The sequence below is a fragment of the Erwinia magellanica genome (genome assembly GCF_039023495.1).
In the GTDB taxonomy this organism is placed as follows: Bacteria; Pseudomonadota; Gammaproteobacteria; order Enterobacterales; family Enterobacteriaceae; genus Erwinia.
Genome location: NZ_JBCHVC010000001.1, coordinates 1,205,280 through 1,222,709 on the forward strand (window position 1 = coordinate 1,205,280; position 17,430 = coordinate 1,222,709).

The window sequence follows — 17,430 nt, forward strand, 5'->3', positions numbered from 1 at the left end:
TCAGGCTAACGCCGGTAGCCATAACGGTATTTTGCCAGTAACAGAAGTGAGGTCAGTACGGCGGGGATCGCCAGACTTGAGAAGACATCGGTAATATCCCAGCCCATTGCCAGCATTTGCGCACCGGCAAATGCGCTGAGGATCGCGCCGATTCGGCCCATGCCATGCATCCAGCTTGAGCCGGTTGCCCGTGCATGGGTGGGATAGTAGCTGGCAGAGAGCGCATTCATTCCGGTATTAGCACCGTTCAGGCAAAACCCACTGCTGAAGGCCACCAGGCTCAGGATCAGCGTCTGCGCAGGGGCAAAACCTATCGCGACGGTGGCAACAGCCCCGATAAAATAGATGGCGGCCAGCGCCAGATTGGCATTGAACCGGTCCATCATCCAGCCGGCAAACAGCGATCCCACCGTGCCGCCCGCCTGATACATTGCGGTCACCAGCGCCGCCTGTGTCACCGTCATCCCCATATTTTTGATCAAACTGGGCAGCCAGCTGCCAATCAGATAGACCAGAAAAAGCCCCATAAAATAGGCACCCCATAACAAGGTGCTGCCCAGGAGGTAAGGACGACTCAGCACCAGCCTGGCGGACCCCTGGCCTTGCTCCTTCAGCGGCATAACAAATTCGCGTCCGGTGAGGGGATAGTCCGGCGACATTCTGGCGACAATTTTACGGATCTGTTCGCTGGGTGCCTGGCGGGAGACCAGAAAGCGAACGGATTCAGGCAGCCCTTTCAGCAATACCGGGACAATCAGCAGCGGCAGCAATCCGCCCATAATCAACACGGAATGCCAGCCAAAGGCTGGAATAAGCCAGGAGGCGGCAAAACCGCCCCCTGCCGCGCCAAAGGTAAAGCCACAGAAAACCACGGTAATAATGAAAGCGCGTTTACGCTCCGGAGAATATTCGGCCACCAGCGTACTGACGTTCGGCATTGCTGCCCCCAGGCCCAGCCCGGTCAGGAAGCGAAACAGCATCATCTGCTCGCTGTTTTGTGACAGCGCGGTGGCCAGCGTCCAGAGACCAAAAAAGAAGACGCTGCTGATAATCACCACACGGCGGCCAAAACGGTCTGCCAGCGGGCCAGCCACCATTGCGCCAGAGGCGAGGCCAATCAGCGCGGCGCTGATCACGATGCCTAACTGATGAGTCGTCACACCCCAGTCGCTTTTCAGCGCGGGGGCAATAAAGCCCATCAGGGCGATATCCAAACCATCCATGGCCACTACGGCAAAGCACAGGGCAATAATACGTTGCTGGTAACGGCTGATGCTGCCCTGATTAATCAAGGCACGCACATCAATCGCAGCGGTATTTTCCACGTAAGCACTCCATAAGCCAGTCTGTCGCGGCGCTGGCCTCAACTGAAAAAAGTGTGCGATATAATAACGGATTGGCCATCAACGCACCTGACTAATTCGCGCTGCCCGGCGGACAGCAGCTTAGGCGCCATTATCTGAGGGTTTAGATAATCACCACTGATGGTTATCTGCGCACAGCGGGCTTAAAGGTGATGGAAAACTGTGCAAAAGCGGCGAATGTTAACTAAATTTTGCAATAAGGTTAACAAATCTCTGCTGTGCGGCTTGCCTGTTCACTGGCCCACTGCTTACGCTGAGGTATGGATAAAAATTACCAGTTTAATCAGCGCATTCGCCTGCGCCATCTGCACACCTTTGTCGCCGTTGCTCAGCAAGGGACGCTGGGGCGTGCCGCCGAAACCCTCTCTCTCAGCCAGCCTGCGCTCTCTAAGACGCTGAACGAACTGGAAGAGCTGGCGGGTGCCAGATTATTTGAGCGAGGGCGGCTGGGTGCCCAGTTAACCACCATGGGGGAACAATTTCTCACCCATGCGGTGCGGGTGCTGGATGCCCTCAACCACGCCGGACAATCCTTTACGCCTTCCGAACTGGATGAACCGGCAGTGCTGCGCACCGGCGTACTCACTACCGTGGCGTTGGGAATGCTGCCTTCAATCCTGGATCGCTTTCATCAGTTACAGCCGCAGGCCATTGTTCAGGTCGCGACGCTGCACAACAATGTGCTGCTTGCCGGACTCAGGGCGGATGAATTTGACGTTGGCATTGGCCGGATGGCCGACCCCGATATGATGGCAGGATTAAGTTATGAGCTGCTGTTTATGGAGTCGCTGCGGCTGGTGGTACGGCCAGGACACCCTCTCCTGAGTGACAACGTCACGTTGTCCAAAGCCCTGTCGTGGCCGGTGGTGATCTCTCCGGAAGGCACGGCACCACGAAGGCTGGCCGACGAGATGATAAAAGAGCATGGCTGCCGGCTGCCCTCCACGCTGGTGGAAACTTCCGCCACCTCACTGGCCCGACAGCTTGCGCTCCGCTACAACTACGTCTGGTTTGTGCCTTCAGGCGCGATAAAGGAAGATTTGCTGCATAACTCTCTGGCTGCCCTGCCCATTGCCGCACACGGGCCAGGCGAGTCAGTGGGCATTATTACCCGCTCCGGCGCGCCATTAAGCCTGAGTGCGCAAGTCTTTATGGCTACCGTGCGCAAATCTCATTCTGGCTAGCCGCGCTTCAGCGACTGTGCTTGGCGTGACGTTCCCGGTTCTCCAGTCGCGCCTGCTCACTTTTACGCAATCCCACGTAGCATGCTCCACTGCCACCATGATGAGGCTGGGCCATGCAATAGGCCTGCACCTGCTCAAACTGCTGTAGCCAGCGGTCAAGATAGCTGCGCACAATATTCGCATGTGACCCCTCTTCACGGCCTTTACCATGCACAATCAGCAGGTTGCGATAATTCTCCTGCTCGGCCTGTAGCATAAAGGTAAAGAGCTGCTGCCGACAGCTTTCCACGGGCTGCCTGATAAGATTGAGCGTGGCGCTTTGGGCATATTTCCCCATGCGCAGCTTCTCCAGAACCCCCTGTTGAATACCTTCTGCTTTGAACTCAAGCGGCCTGGTAAGGGGCACAATGTTGAGATATCCCGTAGTCAGGGGATTATCCAGCTGAAGGTCATGCAGGGTTGCGCGGGCTGGTTTTGTTGCGGGGGATTTCAACCAGTGTACGTTAGCGCAATCCTTAAGCGGTGTGACGTCTTCCATGGCATCTTTGAACAAATCCCAATCGTCAAATTCCATCATGCAGGTCCCCCGTTGAACTGGAAAAGAGGAAAGCGAGTTACCCGGCTAGTTTAGCAAAACCGCGCCGGGATGCGATCTCCTTAATCATTTAACCCGAGAGCAAAACGCGCGCTTGCCTCGTCAGTAACCAGTCCCGTCATCCAGCCACCACGCAGAGCTGCCGCAATTGCCCGATGTTTGTCTGCTCCGCCAGCGAAAGCAATAACCCTGCGTTGCGTGTGCGCTGTGAGTTCAACGCTGGTTAGCCTCTCATCCAGTTCACTGCGCACCCGCTCGCCATCCTCGCCAATAAAATGGCCCAGCATTTCTGCCACCACATGCTGCTTCACCAGCTGGTTTACCTGACTGTCGCTGATAAATCCGTCCGCATTAAGCGGGCACCCTGCGGCAACCTGGCCAATGCCGACAAACATCACGTCAGCCTGCGCGGCCTTGTCCGTGACGGTACGGTAGATACGGTGATGGCACCAGAGCGCACGATCTTCCGCGCTGTCCGCATAAAGTGGTGCAGGCAGAATAAAATAGCGGCCCTGCGTTTTTTCCGCCATCCACAGCGGCACATCATAACGGGTACAGGAGCCGTCGCTGGCTATGGCGCCAATCAGTGAGACACAGCTGTGCTGTGGGCGTTCGAACGCCGGCAACTCATCAATGGTGGCGCGAAGCGTCCGCCCCGAGCCAACAGCAATGATTTGCGGCTGCTCCTGCTTCAGGGTTTGCGCCATTACCTCTGCACCAGCTACCGCAATCATCTGCTGCAATCCGGCCGATTCAACGCCCGCGGAAGGTACAACCTGACAGAGTTGCAGCTGAAAACGCGCTTTAAGCTGCTCTGCCAGCGTCATACAGTCAGCCACCGGATGCGTAATGTTTACGCTGACCAGCCCCTCCTCTACCGCCAGTGCGACCAGGCGCTGCGCAACCTGGCGCGAAACACCCAGTTTGTCGGCGATATCATGCTGCGTCTCGCCCGCTACGTAATACATCCAGGCGGCCCGTGCAGCCTGATCCAGTTTCTTATTATGTTTGCTCATTGCTCTTTTCCCCGCGTTTTACTCATCCTGGTCCGAATAATTGCCCGAATGGTGGGCAAAAGCAATTTTTGTGATCTCTCCCGCAGACACTCGCAGCAGAGATCACCAGGCTATAGCCATACCAGGCAAAAGCTCTCATGGAGAGCAAAAGCCCAAAACAGGAGATAATGATGACCTTAACCGCCCCCTCTGTCTGGCTGCACATTGGTGCAGGATCGTTCCACCGCGCCCATCAGGCCTGGTATCTGCACCGTTTGCTGAAGGCAGGTGATAACCGGTGGGAGATTGCCTTAAGCAATATCCGCGATGACGCTGTGCCCCTGCTCACCGTTCTTGCTGAGCAAAACGGCGAATATACGCTGGAAACGGTAACACCGGAAGGTGAACGCAATTATGAAAAAATCACCTCCATCAAAAAACTGATCCCCTGGGATGCAGAGCTACAGGGCCTGATTACTCAGGGTGCCGATCCCCGCACCAGAGTGATCGCTTTTACCGTGACCGAGAGCGGTTACTATTTAGATACAGAGCATCAGCTTGATGCCGATCATCCCGATATTAAAGCGGATATTAATGGGGAAGTCCGAACAATTTATGGCGCGCTTACCCGTGTCTTAAAGGCAAGAATGCAGGCGCATGGCGACCCCGTGACGCTGTTGAACTGCGATAATTTACGTCACAACGGCGAGCGCTTCCGCCAGGGCTTTCTGACCTTTTTACAGCTGCGCAGGGAAGAAAACCTGCACGCCTGGGTAACCGCGCACACCACTTCCCCAAATACCATGGTTGACCGCATCACCCCACGCCCCACTGCCGACATCGCGCCGCGCGTGCTGGCCGCTACGGGTTTCGCAGATAAAGCCCCGGTGATGGCTGAAGCCTTTATTCAGTGGGTCGTTGAGGATGATTTCGCCGCAGGACGGCCCGCGCTGGAAAATGCAGGCGTGGAGATGGTGGCCTCGGTGCTGCCGTGGGAAGAAGCCAAAATCCGCATACTGAACGCCAGTCACAGCTGCATCGCCTGGGCCGGGACGCTGGTCGGGCAGGATTATATTCATCAGAGTACGCAAACTCAGGAGATCAAAGAGATGGCCTGGGAGTATGTCACCCAGGACGTTATCCCTTCGCTGATGCCCAGCCCGCTGGATCTCGAAGCCTATCGCGATGTGGTGCTGGCGCGCTTTGCCAACCCCTATATTCAGGATACTAACCAGCGCGTGGCGGCAGACGGGCTATCTAAAATCCCTGGTTTTATTACTCCGACCCTGATTGAAACCTACCAGCGCGGAGAGACGCCGCGAGCAACAACGCTGCTGCCTGCCCTGTTTTTCCTCTTTTTGCAGCGCTGGCACGAGGGGGAGCTTCCTTATCACTATCAGGATGGCGCGCTGGATGCTGAAGCCCTGCACGCCTTGCTCAGCCAGAAAGATGCGCTGGCGCGGTTTGCCGCAAACAGCGCTCTGTTTGGCTCACTGGCATCCAGCAGCGATTTTGCTCAACTGTTGCACAGCGCCGTTGCCAGCCTGCAAAGCTGGGCAAAACACCCTCAACCCGTCACTGAATAAGGAGTCGCTATGTACCTTGGAATAGATGCCGGGACATCGGAAATCAAAGCGCTGGTGATTGATGCTCAGGGCGGCATCCTCGCCACGGCAGGGGCAAAACTGACTCTGCAACGCCCTCATCCTCACTGGTGTGAGCAGGATCCTGCCGAGTGGTGGCAGGCTTTACAGCAGGCCATAACGGAATTACGGCAAAAGGTTGGCAACGCCTGGGGCGAGATCCGCGCCATTGGCCTCTCGGGGCAGATGCACGGTGCCGTCCTGCTTGATAATCAGGACAGGGTACTGCGCCCCTGCATTTTGTGGAATGACATGCGCAGCGCGGCTGAATGTCGTGAACTCACCGCGCTGGCGACCGATTTGCACAGCATTACCGGTAATCTGGCGATGCCCGGCTTCACGGCACCCAAATTGCTCTGGGTGGCTCGTCATGAGCCAGCGATTTTCGAGCAGACCGCCTGCGTCCTGCTGCCAAAAGATTATCTGCGCTGGAAAATGAGCGGCGAGAAGCTGAGCGATATGTCCGATGCAGCAGGCACACTCTGGCTGGATGTGGCGAAGCGGGACTGGTCTGACAGCCTGTTATCCGCCTGCGGCCTGTCCCGCGCCCAGATGCCGGGGCTGGTTGAAGGTTCCGAACCTGCCGGCAAACTCCGGGCGGAACTGGCTCGCCAGTGGGGACTAAGCGAGAAGGTGATTATTGCCGGTGGCGGCGGTGACAATGCGGCCAGCGCTGTGGGAATTGGGGCGGTGGCGCCGGGGGACGCCTTTATCTCTCTGGGAACCTCGGGCGTGCTGTTTACCGTCAACGACAGCTTTCGCCCCAACCCGTCATCGGCGGTACATGCTTTCTGCCATGCGTTACCCCACCGCTGGCATCAGATGAGCGTGATGCTGACTGCCGCCAGCGGTCTGCGCTGGCTGTGTGATTTGCTGGGCGCATCGGAAACCACGCTTCTCTCCGAAGTGGCGACGCTGAGCCAGGCTGACTGCCACAGCGCCCCGCTATTCCTGCCCTACCTCTCAGGGGAAAGGACGCCGCACAACGATCCGCAGGCAACAGGTGCCTTTCATGGATTAACCCACACTACCCGGCGCGCCTTACTGGCTTATGCCGTCCTGGAGGGGGTGACCTTCGGCATAGCTGACGGGCTGAAAGCGCTGGAGGAAGCAGGAACCTCACTGGAATGCTGCTCACTCATTGGCGGTGGCGCTCGCAGTCCCTGGTGGGCTCAGCTGATAGCCGACGTGCTCAACATGCCTATCGTTACCCATCAGGGCGGCGAAGCGGGAGGCGCGCTCGGTGCCGCCCGGCTGGGATGGCTGGCAGATGGCGGCGATGAGGCTGAGGTTTGCCAGAAACCGCCGGTGCTCCAGCGCTATCTCCCTGATGCCGGTCGCCATCACTCGCTGCAAAAACGGCTCGCCTGGTTCCGGCTGCTTTACCAACAACAGCTTGAGGCTCGTGCACTCGGCTTTTAATCCTGTCCGGCGACAACTGTCGTCCGGCCGCTGTTAAGGAAATAAGATGAAATCAGCAACAAACTGGTTCGGTCTCCCCATCCCTTTAATCTGGGGCTACATCGCTATCGCCATGTTTATGAGTGGTGATGGGTTTGAAATGGCATTTCTGTCAAAGCACATTACCGATTTAGGATTTACCCCAGCCCAATCTGCGCTGGTGTTTACGATTTATGGTGCGGCGGCGGCGCTGGCAGCCTGGAGTTCCGGCGTGGTAGCGGAAATTATTACCCCTCAGCGCGCCATGAAGATCGGGTTTATCCTGTGGGTGGTGATGCATATCCTGTTTATGACGCTGGGACTGGGCATGCGTAACTATCCGCTGATGCTGCTGTTCTACGGTATTCGCGGGCTGGCTTATCCCCTCTTTATCTACTCTTTCGTGATGCTGGTGGTGCAGAACGTGCCGAAACATCAGCTCTCCTCGGCTATGGGCTGGTTCTGGGCCATGTATTCTGTTGGCATTGGCTGCATAGGGAGCTATCTGCCCAGCTTTACCATTCCCTGGATTGGCGAAACCGGCACTCTCTGGTTTGCGATTGCGTGGGTTGTGGTGGGAGGCGTGATGGCCATGACGCTGTTGCGTAAGGTGGGCGGGGAGAGCGAAAAGGCTAACCTGACGACCAGAGAGAAGTTTACCGAGCTTTCAAGAGCGGTCACCATCCTCTTTACGAATCGCAATATCTTCCTCGCCTGTCTGATCAGGATCATTAATACCCTGTCGCTGTTTGGCTTTGCGGTAATCATGCCGATGCTGTTTGTTGGCCGCCTGGGCTTTACCATGTCGGAATGGCTGCAAATCTGGGCAGTCTTCTTCTTTGTCACCATTTTCACCAACATCATGTGGGGCGTGCTGGGCGAATATATCGGCTGGATCCGTCAGGTACGCTGGTTTGGCTGCCTGGGCTGCGCCCTCTCCAGTCTGGCGTTCTATTATCTGCCGGTGACCTTCGGACATAATTACTGGATTGCCATGATACCTGCGGTGATGCTGGGAATAACGGTGGCCGCCTTTGTACCTATGACTGCTGTTTTTCCGGTGCTGGAACCTGAACATAAAGGCGCGGCTATTTCCATTTATAACCTCTCTGCCGGTTTGAGTAACTTCCTTGCGCCAGCCATCGCTTCACTGGTTCTGCCGTTCTTTGATATCGTCGGGGTTGTCTGGACCTATACCGGTTTATATCTGGTGGCGGGGATCCTGACGCTGATCATCAAAGTAGAGCAACCTGCCCGCGTGGCAACAAAGAGTAAAATAACGTCCCGCCCTGCGGTGATTACTGCGGATAACAATTCGTAAAACTCACTAAAATCAATACTTTCAACGGGATGCTGGCAGCAGAACAGCATCCCTGCTTTTTATGTGCCTAAAACTGCTCGGATCAGTTCCCTTCGTTAACAAAAAATTGTAAAATTGACCCCAGTCAATAATCACTCGAGCGTATCACTATGATCCCAGAAAAGCGTGTTATCAACAGACGTATCCAGTCTGGCGGTTGTGCGATTCACTGTCAGGATTGCAGCATCAGCCAGCTCTGTATTCCCTTTACGCTGAACGAGCATGAGCTTGATCAGCTGGATAATATTATCGAACGCAAAAAGCCGATCCAGAAAGGCCAGACGCTGTTCAAAGCTGGGGATGAACTGAAGTCGTTGTACGCCATCCGTTCCGGGACCATCAAGAGCTACACGATTACCGAACAGGGTGATGAGCAGATTACGGGCTTCCATCTGGCCGGAGACCTGGTAGGGTTCGATGCCATTAACGGCGGCCAGCACCCGAGCTTCTCGCAGGCGCTGGAAACGGCAATGGTTTGCGAAATCCCGTTTGAAACCCTGGACGATCTCTCAGGCAAAATGCCCAGCCTGCGTCAGCAGATGATGCGCCTGATGAGCGGTGAGATTAAGGGTGACCAGGAGATGATCCTGCTCCTTTCCAAGAAAAATGCGGAAGAGCGCCTGGCGGCCTTTATTTATGGCCTCTCTCGTCGCTTTGCTGAACGCGGTTTTTCACCGCGTGAGTTCAGGCTGACCATGACCCGTGGCGATATCGGTAACTATCTTGGCTTAACTGTCGAAACTATCAGCCGTCTGCTGGGCCGTTTCCAGAAAAGCGGAATGCTGGCGGTGAAAGGCAAGTACATCACTATTGAAGATCACGATGTGCTGTCGCAGCTGGCTGGGCAGAGCCGCGCCATCGCCTGATCCCTGTTAACCGGGTTACGCTGTTAACCCGGTTAACAGCGTAACCCGGTTTCTCCTTCCCCGTCATGCGCTAACCGTTCATCTTTTTTGAAATCCCGGTGATAAATTTTGCCCTGCCATCCCGGTTCTCTTCCCCCTCTCTCTGCTCACTGAAGGACCGTAAATAGTCTGCTTATTATTAGTTATAATATTGATCCAGCTATAACTTTTTCCTTCTGCGCGGCCTCTGATTGGGCTATCTTTAAGCTAACCAGCTTATGAGGGTCCCGTTATGGCTAAATATCAAAATATTCTCGTGGCTGTCGATCCGCAGCAGGATGACCAGCCAGCGCTCCGCCGTGCTGTTTATCTGAACCAGCGCCTTGGCGGCCGGATCACAGCCTTCCTGCCTATTTATGACTTTTCCTATGAGATGACTACCCTGCTTTCACCGGACGAGCGTACCACCATGCGCAAAGGGGTGGTGAGTCAGCGCACCGAGTGGATCCGCGACCAGGCCCAGGCTTACCTGGAGGCCGGCGTGGAGATTGATATCAAGGTTATCTGGCATAACCGCCCCTATGAGGCGATTATTCAGGAAGTCCTGAATGGCCGTTATGACCTGGTGCTGAAAATGGCACATCAGCATGACCGCTTGCAGTCGGTGGTCTTCACCCCAACCGACTGGCATCTGCTGCGCAAATGCCCCTGCCCGGTCTGGATGGTGAAAGACCAACCCTGGCCGGAAGGTGGGCGCGCCGTTGTCGCCGTGAATCTGGCCAGTGAAGAGCCGCATCACGATCCGCTGAACACCAAGCTGGTGAAAGAGACGCTGGAGATGGCTAATTTGGTTAATCATACGGAAGTGCATCTGGTCGGAGCTTACCCGATTACGCCAATCAATATCGCCATTGAACTGCCCGACTTCGATCCCAGCGTCTATAACGATGCCATCCGCGGTCAGCATCTGCTGGCGATGAAAGCGTTACGGCAGAAATTCAGTATCGACGAAAAATTCACTCATGTGGACAAAGGGCTTCCTGAAGAGGTTATCCCAAACCTGGCGGAGCATCTGGATGCGGGCGTGGTGGTATTAGGTACTATTGGGCGCACAGGCCTTTCAGCAGCTTTCCTGGGCAACACCGCCGAACAGGTAATTGACCATCTGCGTTGCGATCTGCTGGCGATTAAACCAGACGGATTTGTCTCTCCGGTTGAACTGGAAGATGACGAAGACGACTGAGCCTGACTACAGAAAATAAAAAGGCCAGCTTAGCTGGCCCTGTTCATTAATAAACCCCACCGCGACGGTGGAGTTTGTGCTTATAACGCTTTCAGAATTGCGTCGACGGTGGCTTTCGCATCGCCAAACAGCATCTGCGTGTTCTCTTTAAAGAACAGCGGATTTTGCACACCGGCATAACCGGTATTCATTGAACGCTTAAACACCACGACGTTCTGCGCTTTCCACACTTCCAGCACCGGCATGCCAGCAATTGGACTGCGAGGATCTTCCTGCGCGGCCGGGTTAACCGTATCATTTGCGCCGATCACCAGTACCGTATCTGTCTCGCTGAAATCTTCGTTGATTTCGTCCATTTCCAGCACGATATCGTAAGGAACGCGCGCCTCAGCCAGCAGGACGTTCATGTGCCCTGGCAGACGACCAGCAACGGGATGGATGCCAAAGCGAACCTTGATGCCACGTGCACGCAGCTTCTCGGTAATTTCAGCCACCGGATACTGAGCCTGCGCCACCGCCATGCCGTAGCCTGGCGTGATGATCACCGTGCTGGAGTTTTTCAGCAGCTCTGCCGTTGCCTGCGCATCAATCTCGCGGTGCTCGCCCGCTTCATCCGTTTCACCGGTTGAACTGCTGTCGGTACCAAAGCCGCCCGCGATCACGCTGATAAAGGAGCGGTTCATCGCCTTACACATGATGTAAGAGAGAATTGCCCCGCTTGACCCCACCAGCGCACCGGTCACGATCAGCAGGTCGTTGCTGAGCATAAAGCCCGCCGCCGCCGCCGCCCAGCCTGAATAGGAGTTCAGCATTGAAACCACTACCGGCATGTCTGCGCCGCCAATAGAAGCGACCAGATGCCAACCAAAGGCCAGCGCAATCAGCGTCATAATCAACAGAGCAAAGACCTGCACGCCAACGCTGTCAGTGCGGACAAAGGCGATCAGCAGGCAGAGAGAGACAACCAGCGCCAGCAGATTCAGCTTATGACGATGGGGCAGCATCAGCGGACGGGAAGAAATTTTCCCGCGCAACTTGCCAAACGCCACCAGCGATCCGGTGAAGGTCACCGCGCCAATGAAGATCCCGACAAACACTTCGGTAAGGTGAATATTTTCCAGTACCGCGTCCATGCCAGGGGCGTGGTCGAGATAGCTGTTGAAGCCCACCAGCACCGCAGCCAGACCAACAAAGCTGTGCAGTACGGCAACCAGCTCAGGCATTTCGGTCATTTCGACCTTTTTCGCCAGCCGTGTGCCGATGGCCCCACCAATCACCATCGCCACCAGTACCCAGCCAACGTTACCGCTGTCCGGGCCAAGCAGGGTAGCCAGCAGCGCGATTGCCATCCCGCTCATGCCAAACAGGTTGCCCTGCTTAGAGGTTTCATGCTTTGACAGCCCAGCCAGGCTGCATATAAAAAGAATTGCGGCAACAATGTATGCTGCAGTCACTAATCCGCCAGACATTGATTACCCCTTAGTTCTTACGAAACATTTTCAGCATGCGCTGAGTCACGGTGAAACCACCGAAAATATTGATACTGGCAATCAGCACCGCGATAAACGACAGGAAGCTGACCCAGCCGCCGTGTCCGATTTGCAGCACTGCGCCGACCACGATAATCCCGGAGATTGCATTGGTTACCGACATCAGTGGCGTATGCAGCGCATGACTCACATTCCAGACCACGTAGTAGCCCACTACGCAGGAGAGCGCGAACACCGTAAAGTGAGAAAGGAAAGCGGCAGGAGCCGCATTGGCGAACCAGCCAAACAGGATAATTGCCAACGCGAACAGCGCATATTTGCGGAACGGAGAGGCGGGTACTTTCTCTTCTTTTTCAATGACTTTAGCCGATGCTGGCGCCGCTTTAGGGGCAGCAGAGACCTGAATAGGTGGCGCTGGCCAGGTGACCTCGCCGTCACGAATGACCGTCACGCCGCGAATCACCACATCATCGAAATCCACGGTAATTTCACCGTTTTTCTCTTTACAGAGCAGCTTCAGCAGATTGACAAGGTTAGTGCCGTAGAGCTGTGACGACTGGGTAGGCAGACGACTTGGCAGATCGGTATAGCCGATAATTTTTACGCCGTTGTCGGTAGTGGTCACCTGGTCGGCCACCGTGAGTTCACAGTTGCCGCCGGTTTGTGCCGCCAGATCGACAATCACGCTGCCAGGCTTCATTGAAGCCACCATATCGGCAGTAATCAGCTTCGGTGCGGGACGACCGGGGATCAGCGCGGTGGTGACGATGATATCCACCTCTTCTGCCTGGGCGGCAAACAGCGCCATCTCTGCCTTGATAAAAGCTTCAGACATCACTTTTGCATAGCCATCGCCGCTGCCCGCTTCCTCCTCAAAATCCAGCTCAAGGAATTCGGCGCCCATGCTCTGTACCTGCTCTTTGACTTCCGGACGGGTATCAAAAGCACGGACAATGGCACCCAGGCTGCCTGCTGCGCCGATAGCCGCAAGGCCAGCCACGCCCGCGCCAATTACCATGACTTTTGCTGGCGGCACCTTACCTGCGGCGGTGATTTGCCCGGTAAAGAAACGGCCAAACTCATGGGCGGCCTCAACAATCGCCCGATAACCGGCAATGTTGGCCATGGAACTTAAAGCATCAAGCGACTGCGCGCGGGAGATACGGGGCACCGCATCCATCGACATCACGGTGACCTTGCGGGCAGCCAGCTTTTCCAGTAAATCGGGGTTTTGTGCAGGCCAGATAAAGCTGACCAGCGTGCTGCCCTCTTTGGTTAACGCAATCTCTTCTTCAGTTGGCGCATTGACCTTCAGAATAATGTCTGACTGCCAGACGGTGGCGGTATCCACCAGGGTGGCTCCAGCTGCGGCATAGGCAGCATCATCAAAGCTCGCCAGTTTCCCTGCGTCGCGCTCTATGGCGACGGTAAAACCAAGCCCCAGTAGCTGCTCTACCGTTTTTGGCGTGGCAGCCACCCTGGCTTCGTTGGGCAAGCGCTCTTTGGTTATTCCAATTAGCATAATATTCCCTTTCATCAGAGGTAAATTGATGTTGGTCCTGCCTGCCACGGCCCGTATGACCGCGACAGGATCTGTTTCAAACTGTTTATAACCTACTGAAAATATGTGCTGCGATCCAGCCGCAGCGGGCCGGTTCGTCTCTTTTCATACAATAATTCAGAGGCAGGCAGCAAAAGCAGCACATTGCGGCTGAATTTATTCGATAATAGCGCATAATCTGCTGGCTAAAAAAGTGCATTGGCCGATTAATGAAATAGAAAAAACACTATTTAACAATGAATTAACTTATTTAGTGGTATCAATAACCAGCTTAAGTGGTAAGCGACGGGCTAACAGCGTAATTTAACAATTTATTAATATCGTTAAACGCTCCGGCAAAGCGAAGCGTGGCTCATGACTCAAAATGGCTGAGACAGCAGGCATTATTACATGCAATAATCGGCAGCTAATCTGTTACACATCAAGAGTCCAGCACGTTTTCGTACTCATTTTTTGCGTAAGGCGAAGGATTATTTTTATGAAGCTGAAGAACACCCTTCTGGCATCAGCCCTGCTGTCACTGACATCATTATCCGCTTTTGCGGCACAGGAGCTGGCCCCGGAAAAAGCGGCCTCGCTGAAACCGTTTGATCGTATTGCGGTTTCCGGTCGTTTTAATGCTATCAATGACGCCAGCGCAGCGGTGTCAAAACGTGCCGACGAAATGGGCGCGGCTTCTTACTACATTCAGAATATCAGCGATACCAACGGAAACGGCGGGAACTGGCGCGTAGTGGCAGATCTCTATCATGCGGATGCGCCCAAAGCGGCCCCTTCGGACGATCGTATCATCAATGGCATCCGGGAATTAAAGAAGGCAGAAGCCTACAAGCTTGAACCCTTCGATACGGTTTCGATAAGTGGTTTCTACCGCAGTCAGCCAGAAGTGAATGACGCTATTACCAAAGCGGCAAAAGCGAAAGAGGCAGCCTCCTTCTTTATTATTCGCCAGATCGATGCCAACAGCGGCGGTAACCAGTACATCACCGCTTACGTTTACAAAGCGGATGCGCCAGAGCGTAAAGTTCAGTCTCCCGATCTGATCCCCGCTGACTCTCAGGCGGGTAAAGCGGCGCTGGCTACCGGCGGCGCTGCGGCTAAAACTGTTCAGATCCCCGGCGTGGCTTCTTCAGAAACCCCCAGTGCTAACGTAGGCCGTTTCTTTGAAACGCAGTCCTCCACGGGCCAGCGTTACACCATTAAAACGCCAGATGGTAAAAGCGTTCAGGAAGTTAACGCCATCACGGCGGCACAGATGCAGCCGTTTGACAGCGTAACCTTTACTGGCCACTTTGGTACGCCAACAGAGGTGTCCGAGGCAGTAGGTCAGGCCGCCATTAAAAAAGGCGCCAAGTACTACCACGTCACCCGCCAATGGTCTAATCAGAGCGGCGGTAACCTTACCGTCTCCGCAGACCTCTTTAAGTAATTCTTCCGGGACGGCGCCCGCCGTCCCTGTTCCTTTGCATAGTGAAGGCGGTTATTTTGCATAACCACTCACAATCCTCCCTAATCGCATTGCATCTCCTGTTCTCACTCCGTAGAATCGCCGCCGACTTCAGGGTATTCCTTCATCTCGGTTGCGCTTTACCGGCATGAAAAGCGAAGGTTTACCATTGGATTGGTTTTTTATTCTGCTATTGGGACCTTTCTTTGGACAAAAAATTAGGCCTTGCCGCCCTTACCGCGCTGGTGCTCAGTTCAATGCTCGGCGCAGGCGTATTCAGTCTGCCGCAAAATATGGCCATGGTGGCCAGCCCGGCCGCCTTGCTGATTGGCTGGGCCATTACGGGATGCGGTATTATTCTGCTCTCGCTCGCTCTGCTGCTGCTGACGCGGCTGAAGCCAGAGCTGGACGGCGGCATATATACCTATGCCAGAGCCGGGTTCGGTGAGCTTGTCGGCTTCTGTTCCGCCTGGGGCTACTGGCTATGCGCGGTCATTGCTAATGTCTCCTACCTGGTTATCGTTTTTTCTGCGCTGAGCTTCTTTACCGACTCCCCAGGTCATGTGGTGTTTGGTGATGGCAATACCTGGCAGGCGATGCTGGGGGCTTCACTACTGCTGTGGCTGGTTCACTGGCTGGTATTGCGGGGAGTGCAAACCGCAGCCAGCATTAATATAGTGGCAACGCTGGGTAAACTTCTCCCTCTGGGCTTGTTTGTGGTGCTGGCGCTACTGGCCTTTAACTACGACCGTTTTCATTTTGATTTCACCGGCGTGGCGCTGGGTAAACCCGTCTGGCAGCAGGTTAAAGACACCATGCTGATCACGTTATGGGTGTTTATAGGCGTCGAGGGTGCTGTGGTGGTTTCGGCCCGCGCCCGCAACAAACGGGATGTGGGGCGTGCCACGATGCTGGCGGTGATAGCGGCGCTGATCGTTTATCTGCTGGTCACGCTGCTTTCGCTGGGGATTGTGCCGCGCGCGGAACTGGCAGAGATGCGCAATCCCTCTATGGCGGGACTAATGACGCGTCTGGTTGGCTCCTGGGGCGATTTGATTATTGCAGTTGGCCTTGTGGTCTCGGTTTGCGGTGCCTATCTGAGCTGGACAATTATGGCAGCTGAAGTGCCCCTGCTTGCCGCCGCACAGGGTGCCTTTCCGCGTTCGCTGACCAGGCAAAATGCCCGCGGCGCCCCCGCCGCCTCGTTGTGGCTGACCAATGGCAGCGTGCAGGTCTGTCTGGTACTTATCTGGCTCACCGGTTCCGACTACAACACGCTGCTGACTATCGCCTCGGAAATGATTCTGGTGCCCTATTTCCTGGTGGGTGCCTACCTGTTTAAGGTTGCCAAATCCCGTAAACGCCCAGGCGTAATGGCTATCGCCTGCGGTGCCAGCGCATACGGACTCTGGCTTCTTTACGCCTCCGGGCCTCTGCATTTGCTGCTTTCCGTGGTGCTTTACGCGCCAGGCGTGTTGCTGTTCCTGTTTGCGCGCCGGGGTGGACGAGGTGTGGAAAAACTCAGCATGCTGGAGAAAGGCACTATGGCTCTGCTGATGGCAGGAATGGCTCCGGCGTTGTGGGTACTGCTGCGTTAGGGCGCAAAGGCAGGGATGGTGACCGTCACACGGTCATCATACTCTGGCGAGAGGTGTCACCACGCCGCAATGCTGAAGGGGTAAAGCTGTGTCAGTGCGACCAGGCTGGAATGCTGACCGTCAAACGGTCATCATGCTGCTGGAGAGTAAGGGGTTTAACATACTCCTGACGCACGAGGTCAAGCTGTGGCTCTGACAGCGTATAGGGCAGCAGAATATCAAACTTTTCGATATGTTGTTGTTCAGCCAGCGTTATCAGTCGGGCGATATTAATTTCATCACTGACCTGAGTAGAGATGATTTGCAACGCAAGGGCTTTTAACCGCTCTGAGGGCACCTGGGGCAAATTGCGGGAGTTCCTGGTAACCAGGCCGAAGATAGGCATCACGCCATAGATAGCGTCGACAAAGCTCCAGCGCTTTTTACAGGAAGCGGCGAGGAAATCGATATAATTGAGGCAGATATAGTCACTGTGCCCGGCAGAAGCCAGCTTTTTATCAGACACTCTTATTCTCCTTTCTCTGGTGATTACTCCTCACGGGCTGCCACGGCAGGCCGGCGGCTATAATGGCATAAGTAAGGGTGCTTATACTATACATCTGACGTTATTTAGCGGTGGGTAATAGTAGTTAAGTTTAACAAAGAGTAATCTTGCCCTCTCACCC

Annotated in this window: 14 protein-coding genes; 8 read left to right on the top strand and 6 right to left on the bottom strand. The window is 55.1% G+C overall.

Going from position 1 to position 17,430, the window contains the following annotated elements:
• Positions 1–5: 5 nt before the first annotated feature.
• Positions 6–1,325 carry an MFS transporter gene (locus AAH450_RS05490; RefSeq protein WP_342909279.1) on the bottom strand — a complete coding sequence of 440 codons (1,320 nt, stop codon included), beginning with the start codon at positions 1,323–1,325 and terminating at the stop codon, positions 6–8.
• Between the two features lie 299 nt (positions 1,326–1,624).
• Between AAH450_RS05490 and AAH450_RS05495 the strand changes: the two genes are divergently transcribed.
• A complete protein-coding gene (locus tag AAH450_RS05495; RefSeq protein ID WP_342909280.1) occupies positions 1,625–2,548 on the top strand; it encodes a LysR substrate-binding domain-containing protein in 924 nt (307 codons plus the stop codon).
• 7 nt (positions 2,549–2,555) lie between these two features.
• On the opposite strand, the gene smrA is transcribed toward AAH450_RS05495, so the two are convergent.
• On the bottom strand, positions 2,556–3,122 hold the full coding sequence (smrA, locus tag AAH450_RS05500) for a DNA endonuclease SmrA (RefSeq protein WP_342909580.1): 567 nt from the start codon (positions 3,120–3,122) through the stop codon (positions 2,556–2,558).
• Positions 3,123–3,205: 83 nt separating this feature from the next.
• Positions 3,206–4,159, bottom strand: a complete 954-nt coding sequence (locus AAH450_RS05505) for a sugar-binding transcriptional regulator (protein ID WP_342909281.1) — start codon at positions 4,157–4,159, stop codon at positions 3,206–3,208.
• A gap of 170 nt (positions 4,160–4,329) precedes the next feature.
• On the opposite strand from AAH450_RS05505, the gene dalD reads away from it, so the two are divergent.
• The 5 genes from dalD (at position 4,330) to uspE (ending at position 10,669) form a co-directional block, all read left to right on the top strand.
• A complete protein-coding gene (gene dalD / locus AAH450_RS05510; protein ID WP_342909581.1) occupies positions 4,330–5,724 on the top strand; it encodes a D-arabinitol 4-dehydrogenase in 1,395 nt (464 codons plus the stop codon).
• Between the two features lie 9 nt (positions 5,725–5,733).
• Positions 5,734–7,203 carry a xylulokinase gene (gene xylB, locus AAH450_RS05515; protein WP_342909282.1) on the top strand — a complete coding sequence of 490 codons (1,470 nt, stop codon included), beginning with the start codon at positions 5,734–5,736 and terminating at the stop codon, positions 7,201–7,203.
• A 46-nt stretch (positions 7,204–7,249) separates the two neighbouring features.
• On the top strand, positions 7,250–8,542 hold the full coding sequence (locus AAH450_RS05520; RefSeq protein WP_342909283.1) for an MFS transporter: 1,293 nt from the start codon (positions 7,250–7,252) through the stop codon (positions 8,540–8,542).
• A gap of 149 nt (positions 8,543–8,691) precedes the next feature.
• Positions 8,692–9,447, top strand: coding sequence for an FNR family transcription factor (locus AAH450_RS05525; protein WP_013202029.1), 756 nt, complete (start codon positions 8,692–8,694; stop codon positions 9,445–9,447).
• A 271-nt stretch (positions 9,448–9,718) separates the two neighbouring features.
• Entirely contained in the window at positions 9,719–10,669 is a 951-nt protein-coding gene (uspE, locus tag AAH450_RS05530) for a universal stress protein UspE (protein WP_342909284.1), read from the top strand.
• Positions 10,670–10,749: 80 nt separating this feature from the next.
• Here the strand turns inward: uspE and pntB are convergent, their stop codons facing one another.
• A complete protein-coding gene (pntB, locus tag AAH450_RS05535) occupies positions 10,750–12,138 on the bottom strand; it encodes a Re/Si-specific NAD(P)(+) transhydrogenase subunit beta (RefSeq protein WP_342909285.1) in 1,389 nt (462 codons plus the stop codon).
• Positions 12,139–12,148: 10 nt separating this feature from the next.
• Positions 12,149–13,681, bottom strand: a complete 1,533-nt coding sequence (pntA, locus tag AAH450_RS05540) for a Re/Si-specific NAD(P)(+) transhydrogenase subunit alpha (RefSeq protein WP_342909286.1) — start codon at positions 13,679–13,681, stop codon at positions 12,149–12,151.
• Positions 13,682–14,198: 517 nt separating this feature from the next.
• On the opposite strand from pntA, the gene ydgH reads away from it, so the two are divergent.
• Positions 14,199–15,149, top strand: a complete 951-nt coding sequence (ydgH, locus tag AAH450_RS05545) for a DUF1471 family protein YdgH (RefSeq protein ID WP_342909287.1) — start codon at positions 14,199–14,201, stop codon at positions 15,147–15,149.
• Positions 15,150–15,373: 224 nt separating this feature from the next.
• Positions 15,374–16,765 carry an amino acid permease gene (locus AAH450_RS05550; protein WP_342909288.1) on the top strand — a complete coding sequence of 464 codons (1,392 nt, stop codon included), beginning with the start codon at positions 15,374–15,376 and terminating at the stop codon, positions 16,763–16,765.
• 91 nt (positions 16,766–16,856) lie between these two features.
• Here the strand turns inward: AAH450_RS05550 and AAH450_RS05555 are convergent, their stop codons facing one another.
• Positions 16,857–17,270 carry a hypothetical protein gene (locus AAH450_RS05555; protein ID WP_342909289.1) on the bottom strand — a complete coding sequence of 138 codons (414 nt, stop codon included), beginning with the start codon at positions 17,268–17,270 and terminating at the stop codon, positions 16,857–16,859.
• Between the last annotated feature and the right edge of the window lie 160 nt (positions 17,271–17,430).